Origin of the sequence: Arsenicicoccus sp. UBA7492, assembly GCF_002479615.1 — a bacterium.
GTDB classification, from domain to species: domain Bacteria; phylum Actinomycetota; class Actinomycetes; order Actinomycetales; family Dermatophilaceae; genus Arsenicicoccus; species Arsenicicoccus bolidensis.
Genome location: NZ_DLOE01000041.1, coordinates 9,758 through 15,819 on the forward strand (window position 1 = coordinate 9,758; position 6,062 = coordinate 15,819).

Annotated in this window: 4 protein-coding genes; 1 reads left to right on the forward strand and 3 read right to left on the reverse strand. The window is 70.0% G+C overall.

Features of this window, described 5'->3' with window-relative positions; all coding sequences use genetic code 11:
• Positions 1 to 62: 62 nt before the first annotated feature.
• From B4E97_RS11940 to aqpZ, 3 genes are all read right to left on the reverse strand, one after another.
• Positions 63 to 1,058 carry a hypothetical protein gene (locus B4E97_RS11940; protein ID WP_019285589.1) on the reverse strand — a complete coding sequence of 332 codons (996 nt, stop codon included), beginning with the start codon at positions 1,056 to 1,058 and terminating at the stop codon, positions 63 to 65.
• A gap of 206 nt (positions 1,059 to 1,264) precedes the next feature.
• Positions 1,265 to 2,245: a malate dehydrogenase gene (locus tag B4E97_RS11945; protein WP_286960002.1), complete on the reverse strand. Its 981-nt coding sequence runs from the start codon at positions 2,243 to 2,245 to the stop codon at positions 1,265 to 1,267.
• 187 nt (positions 2,246 to 2,432) lie between these two features.
• Entirely contained in the window at positions 2,433 to 3,224 is a 792-nt protein-coding gene (gene aqpZ / locus B4E97_RS11950) for an aquaporin Z (RefSeq protein ID WP_286960003.1), read from the reverse strand.
• Positions 3,225 to 3,787: 563 nt separating this feature from the next.
• Here aqpZ and B4E97_RS11955 point away from each other — a divergent pair.
• On the forward strand, positions 3,788 to 6,010 hold the full coding sequence (locus B4E97_RS11955) for an NADP-dependent isocitrate dehydrogenase (RefSeq protein ID WP_286960004.1): 2,223 nt from the start codon (positions 3,788 to 3,790) through the stop codon (positions 6,008 to 6,010).
• The last annotated feature ends 52 nt before the right edge of the window (positions 6,011 to 6,062 follow it).

Below are 6,062 nucleotides of genomic sequence, written 5' to 3' on the forward strand. Positions count from 1 at the left end.
AGGCATCGACCGGCCTTCGTTCCCCAGGCGGGTGTGACCAAGGCCGGTCGATCGGGCTTCGTTCATCCGGTCGCGCCCCACCCTTGTCCGTTCGGGCGCGTCCGCGCCGACAACGCCGGCGGGGTTGGCTTTTGCAAGGCATCTCCCGCGTGCTGGACCACCAAGGGCCGCAGCGTGTCCCGGGCGGCGATGTCGTCCATCGACAGGTGCACGACCCGATGACCGGTCGACTCCAGGGCGCGATCCCTGGTCCGGTCCCCCCGGACTCGGGAGGTCACCAGCCGGCCCTGCTCGTCGAGGTACTTCGCCACGCCGTCCAGCTCGATCAGCGTGGCGGTGCCGCGCACCCGCCAGTCGGGCCTGAACCACCCGATCGACGTCTCGACCCACACCTGGGACTCCAGGTCGAACCCCACCTGCACCAGCGCGAGCCGCGCCTTGCTCTCGCCGCCGTTCTCGGCGAGCGGATCGAGCAGCCCGGGGAGCATCGACACCCGTCGTATGCCGTTGCGGCCGCCCCGTCGACCGATGGCCGCCGTGATGCCCTCGACCGTCGCCACGCCCGCACGCAGCGCCGCATCTCCGGCGGCCACGCCGGCCGGGAGGCCCGACTGGAGCGCGTACTCGACCACCGCTGCGGCCGGTGTGAGCACCGGCGCACGGTCGTCGACATCCTCGGGCCGGCAGCTCGACCGGATGAGGACCCGGCTCGTCGAGGTGCCATGGGCTGCCGGGGTCGCGCCGTCGTCGGAGGCCCGTCGCGTGACCATGACCCGGGCGAGGTCACGATCGTCGACCGGCAATCCGTGGTAGAGGCAGGCCGACACCGCCGAGGTGACCAGGCGACCCTCGTGCTCGAGATGGGTGGCGGCGACGGTCTCGAGGTGTCGGTCGACGGGCGATGCCGGGGACGGGCCGTGGGCGTACCACCCGCGCAGCACGCTGTGGCACCATCCGGCAGCGCGTGCCTCGGCCAGGGTGCGCCGGCACCAGCCCATCGCATAGGCCTGGGCGGTGGAGAAGATCGGATCCGGCGGCAGGGCATGTGTGATCTCCATGACCGCAGCCTGCTGGCTGGGCGGGCACGCGCGAAGGCCCGCGTCGTCACCTGTGGACGACGCGGGCCTTGACGCGACAACCTGGGGAAAACCTGCCCCCGGTAGAGGCATCAGCCTGGCGAACGAAGGCCGGTCGATGCTTTTACCCCCGGTAGAGGCATCAGCCTGGCGAACGAAGGCCGGTCGATGCCTTTACCCCCGGCGGGTCAGGAGATGAGGCCGAGGGCCTTGACCTGGTCACGCTCGGACTCCAGGCGAGCGGCGGACGCCATGATCCGCTCGCGCGAGAAGTCATTGAGCTCCAGGCCCTGGACGATCTCGTACTTCCCGTCCTTCACGCGGCAGGGGAACGAGGAGATGATGCCCTCGGGCACGCCGTAGGACCCGTCGGACGGCACCGACATCGACACGATCTCGTCGGTGCCGAGCATCCAGTCGCGCATGTGGTCGATCGTCGCGTTGGCGGCGGAGGCGGCCGACGAGGCGCCGCGCGCCTTGATGATCGCGCCGCCGCGTGTGGCGACGGTCGGGATGTACTCCCCGGTGATCCAGGCCTCGTCGACGAGCTCCGTCGCGGCCTTGCCGTTGACCGTGGTGTTGAACAGGTCGGGGTACATCGAGTCGTCGTGGTTGCCCCAGATCGCGAGGTCCTTGATCTCGGCGACGCCGACGCCGAGCTTCTTGGCGAGCATCGACTTGGCGCGGTTGTGGTCCAGGCGCGTCAGGGCGTTGAACTGCTCGGGCGCCATGTCCGGCGCGTTGTTCATCGCGATGAGGGCGTTGGTGTTGGCCGGGTTGCCGGTGACCAGGACCTTGGCCTTGGGGGCGACCTTGTTGAGGGCGGCGCCCTGGCCGGTGAAGATCTTGCCGTTGGCGGCGAGCAGGTCGGCGCGGTCCATGCCCTCCTTGCGCGGCATGGCGCCGACGAGCATCGCGGCGTCGACGTCCGCGAAGATCTGCTCGGGGTCGTCACCGATGACGACGCCGGCGAGGGTCGGGAAGGCGCAGTCGTCGAGCTCCATGACGACGCCCTCGAGCGCCTTGAGCGCGGGGGTGATCTCGAGCAGCCGCAGCTCGACGGGGGTGTCCTTGCCGAGCAGCTCGCCGCTGGCGATGCGGAAGAGGAGGCTGTAGCCGATCTGGCCGGCAGCGCCGGTCACGGCGACCTTGACGGGAGTAGCGCTCACGAGTTCGTCCTTCACGCGGGTGGTCGAATGGGTACCGCTCGAACCTATCAGCCACCTCCGACACCCTCACCTCCTGGTGCGCCGGGGGTGACGCAGCAGACACCAGCCCTCCGGCCGTATGCCGAGCGCCCGCCGCCGACGGGGTCACCGTCAGCGGCGGGCGCCGGGTCGTACGAGCAGGAGAAGGTCAGGCGCGGGTGGCGCCGTCCTCGCGGGTGGTGCCGTGGGTCTCGAGCTCGCCCTGGACGTCTACGCCGGCGCGGTTCACGCCGGTGATGGTGGCGTAGGTCAGGCCGGCGATGACCGCACCGATGATCGGGGCGACCCAGAAGAGCCAGAGCTGGCCGAGCGCACCGTCCTGGTAGAACGCGACGCCGAGCGAGCGGGCCGGGTTGACCGAGGTGTTGGAGACGGGGATGGAGATGAGGTGGATCAGGGTCAGGCCGAGGCCGATCGCGATGGGCGCGAAGCCCACGGGGGCGCGGTCGTCGGTGGCGCCGAGGATGATGTAGAGGAAGAACATGGTGCAGACGACCTCGCACACGAGGACGGCGAGCATCGAGTAGCCGGCGGGGGAGCCGGTGCCGTAGCCGTTGGCCGCGAAGCCCTTGGAGGCGTCGAAGCCGTCCTTGCCGGAGGCGATGAGGTAGAGCACGCCGCCGGCGGCGCAGGCCGCGAGGCACTGGGTGACGATGTAGGGCAGGACGTCCTTGACATCGAAGCGCCGGGCCGCGGTCAGGCCGAGGGTGACGGCGGGGTTGAAGTGGCCGCCGGAGACATGGCCGACGGCGTAGGCCATGGTGAGGACGGTGAGGCCGAAGGCCAGGGCGACGCCGGCGAAGGCGATGCCCATGTTGACCGGGTCGGACTTGTGCATGACGTGGGCCGCGAAGATCGCGGAGCCGCAACCGCCGAAGACGAGCCAGAAGGTGCCGAGGAACTCGGCGCCGAGGCGCGAGGCGAGCTTGGGCTGGGACACGGTGGTGCTCCTGAGGTGGTGGGTGGGGAGCGTCCCGGGGCGCACGATCGAGCTGTCCGTGGTGGGACCTCGGCGTGGTCGGCCGGTGGGCCGATCCCGCGGGACGCGCGTCGTCGCGGTCCCATGGTGACACGTCGCGACGGCGATCGAGTGCTGTTCGGGTGAAATTTGTGACCCCGTGTCCAGGTTCGTCCCCGGGTGCGCACAAGAACGGCACCTCTTTCGTCACTCAGAGTGCTATTGGCAGCGATTTAGGTGACATTGAGTGACATGACGACCACGACCGGGGATGACCGGCGGGGTCAGCGGCTCACCGCTGCTGCAGCGGGCCGTGCGCCGGTCCGCCCCCGACGTCGTGCGCGTCCCGCGGGGCAGCTGCTGACGCGCCCCGACCCCGTCCGGCGGCGGCCCCGCGGGCGGTCCGTCATACCCCCTGGATAGGGTGAGGGCACGCACCTCCCGGGGAGCACCGGGCCACCCCGGGCCGATATCTCGACGTTGAGATATCGTGGGCGTGAGCCGTGCCGACGGCACGCACCGCAGCGACGACTTTGGAGACTCTCATGACGTCACAGAAGATTGTGTGGACGAAGATCGACGAGGCGCCGGCTCTCGCGACCTACTCCCTCCTGCCGATCGTGCAGGCCTTCACCGGTGCCGGTGGCGTGGAGGTCGAGACGGCGGACATCTCCCTCGCGGGCCGCATCCTCGCGCAGTTCCCCGAGCGGCTCACCGACGAGCAGCGGGTGCCGGACAAGCTGGCCGACCTGGGTGCGCTGGCCCAGTCGCCCGAGGCCAACATCATCAAGCTCCCCAACATCTCCGCCTCCGTGCCGCAGCTCAAGGCCGCGATCAAGGAGCTGCAGGACAAGGGCTACGACATCCCGGACTACCCCGAGAGCGCCACGACCGAGGAGGACAAGGACGTCCAGGCGCGCTACGCCAAGGTCCTCGGCTCGGCCGTCAACCCCGTGCTGCGCGAGGGCAACTCGGACCGCCGCGCCCCCCAGTCGGTCAAGAGCTTCGCCCAGAAGCACCCGCACCGGCTCGGCGCCTGGGGCCAGGACGCCAAGGCCCGCGTCGTCGACATGGCGGGCGGCGACTTCTACGGCAACGAGAAGTCGATGGTCATGGACCACGACTCGACCCTGACGATCACCCTGCGCGGCGCGGACGGCTCCGAGACGGTCCTCAAGGACGGCGTCGACGTGCTCGCGGGCGAGATCGTGGACGGCACCTTCCTGAGCGCGGCGGCGCTGCGCTCCTTCTACGACGAGCAGATCGCCGCCGCCAAGGCCGAGGACCTGCTGCTGTCGCTGCACCTCAAGGCCACGATGATGAAGGTCTCCGACCCGGTCCTGTTCGGCCACGCCGTGCGCGCGTTCTACGCCCCGGTGCTCGAGGAGTTCGCGGCGGACCTCGAGCAGGTCGGCTTCAACCCCAACCAGGGCATCGGCGACCTCTACACCAAGATCTCGGGCCTGCCCCAGGACACGCAGGACGCCATCACCTCGGCGATCGAGCGGCTGTATGCCGAGCGCCCGGCCCTGGCGATGGTCGACTCGGACCGCGGCATCACCAACCTGCACGTCCCGAGCGACGTCATCGTCGATGCGTCGATGCCCGTCGTCATCCGCGACTCTGGCCAGATGTGGAACGCCCAGGGCGAGCTGCAGCCGACCCTCGCGATGATCCCGGACCGCTCCTACGGCCCGATGTACCAAGCGGTCATCGAGGACTGCAAGCGCAACGGCGCCCTGGACCCCGCCACCATCGGCACGGTCCCTAACGTCGGGCTCATGGCGCAGAAGGCCGAGGAGTACGGCTCCCACCCCACGACCTTCGTCATCCCGAGCGACGGCACCGTCGTGGTCACCGACGCCGAGGGCACCACCCTCATGGAGCACCAGGTCGAGGCGGGGGACGTCTGGCGCCAGGCGCGGGTGCGTGACATCCCGGTCCAGGACTGGGTCAAGCTCGCCGTGACCCGCGCCCGCGCGACCGGCGCCCCAGCCGTGTTCTACCTCGACCAGGGCCGCGCCCACGACCGCAACGTCATCGCCAAGGTCGAGCGGTACCTCCAGGACCACGACACCGACGGCCTGGAGATCGAGGTGCTCGCGCCGGTCGAGGCGATCACCTACTGCCTCGAGCGGATCCGGGCGGGCGAGGACGCGATCTCCGTCACCGGCAACGTGCTGCGCGACTACCTCACCGACCTGTTCCCGATCCTCGAGCTGGGCACCTCCGCCAAGATGCTGTCGATCGTGCCGCTGCTCTCGGGCGGCGGGCTCTTCGAGACCGGCGCGGGCGGCTCGGCGCCCAAGCACGTGCAGCAGTTCGTCAAGGAGGACTACCTGCGCTGGGACTCGCTCGGCGAGTTCTCCGCGCTGGGCGCCTCGCTCGAGCACCTCGCCTCGACCTTCGACAACGCCAAGGCCCAGGTCCTGGCGGACGCTCTCGACGTGGCGATCGGGCGTTTCCTCGACGAGAACAAGTCCCCGGCCCGCAAGGTCGGCCAGATCGACAACCGCGGCAGCCACTACTACCTCGCGCTGTACTGGGCCCAGGCCCTCGCCGCGCAGGACCAGGACGCCGAGCTCAAGGAGCGGTTCACGTCCGTGGCCGAGGAGCTAGCGGCCAAGGAGGAGCAGATCAACACCGAGCTGATCGGGGTGCAGGGCAACCCGGTCGACCTGGGCGGCTACTACAAGGTCGACGACGCCAAGGCGTCCGCGGCGATGCGGCCGAGCGCCACGCTCAACGCGATCATCGACGCGATCTGATCGGACGTCGCGGGCGTCAGCCTGCGCTGCCTCGAGAGGCGACAGATCGGGG

Excerpts from the sequence above, each read along its gene's own strand:
- B4E97_RS11940 (WP_019285589.1), bottom strand. The coding sequence starts at position 1,058 with ATGGAGATCACACATGCCCTGCCGCCGGATCCGATCTTCTCCACCGCC.
- B4E97_RS11955 (WP_286960004.1), top strand. The coding sequence starts at position 3,788 with ATGACGTCACAGAAGATTGTGTGGACGAAGATCGACGAGGCGCCGGCT.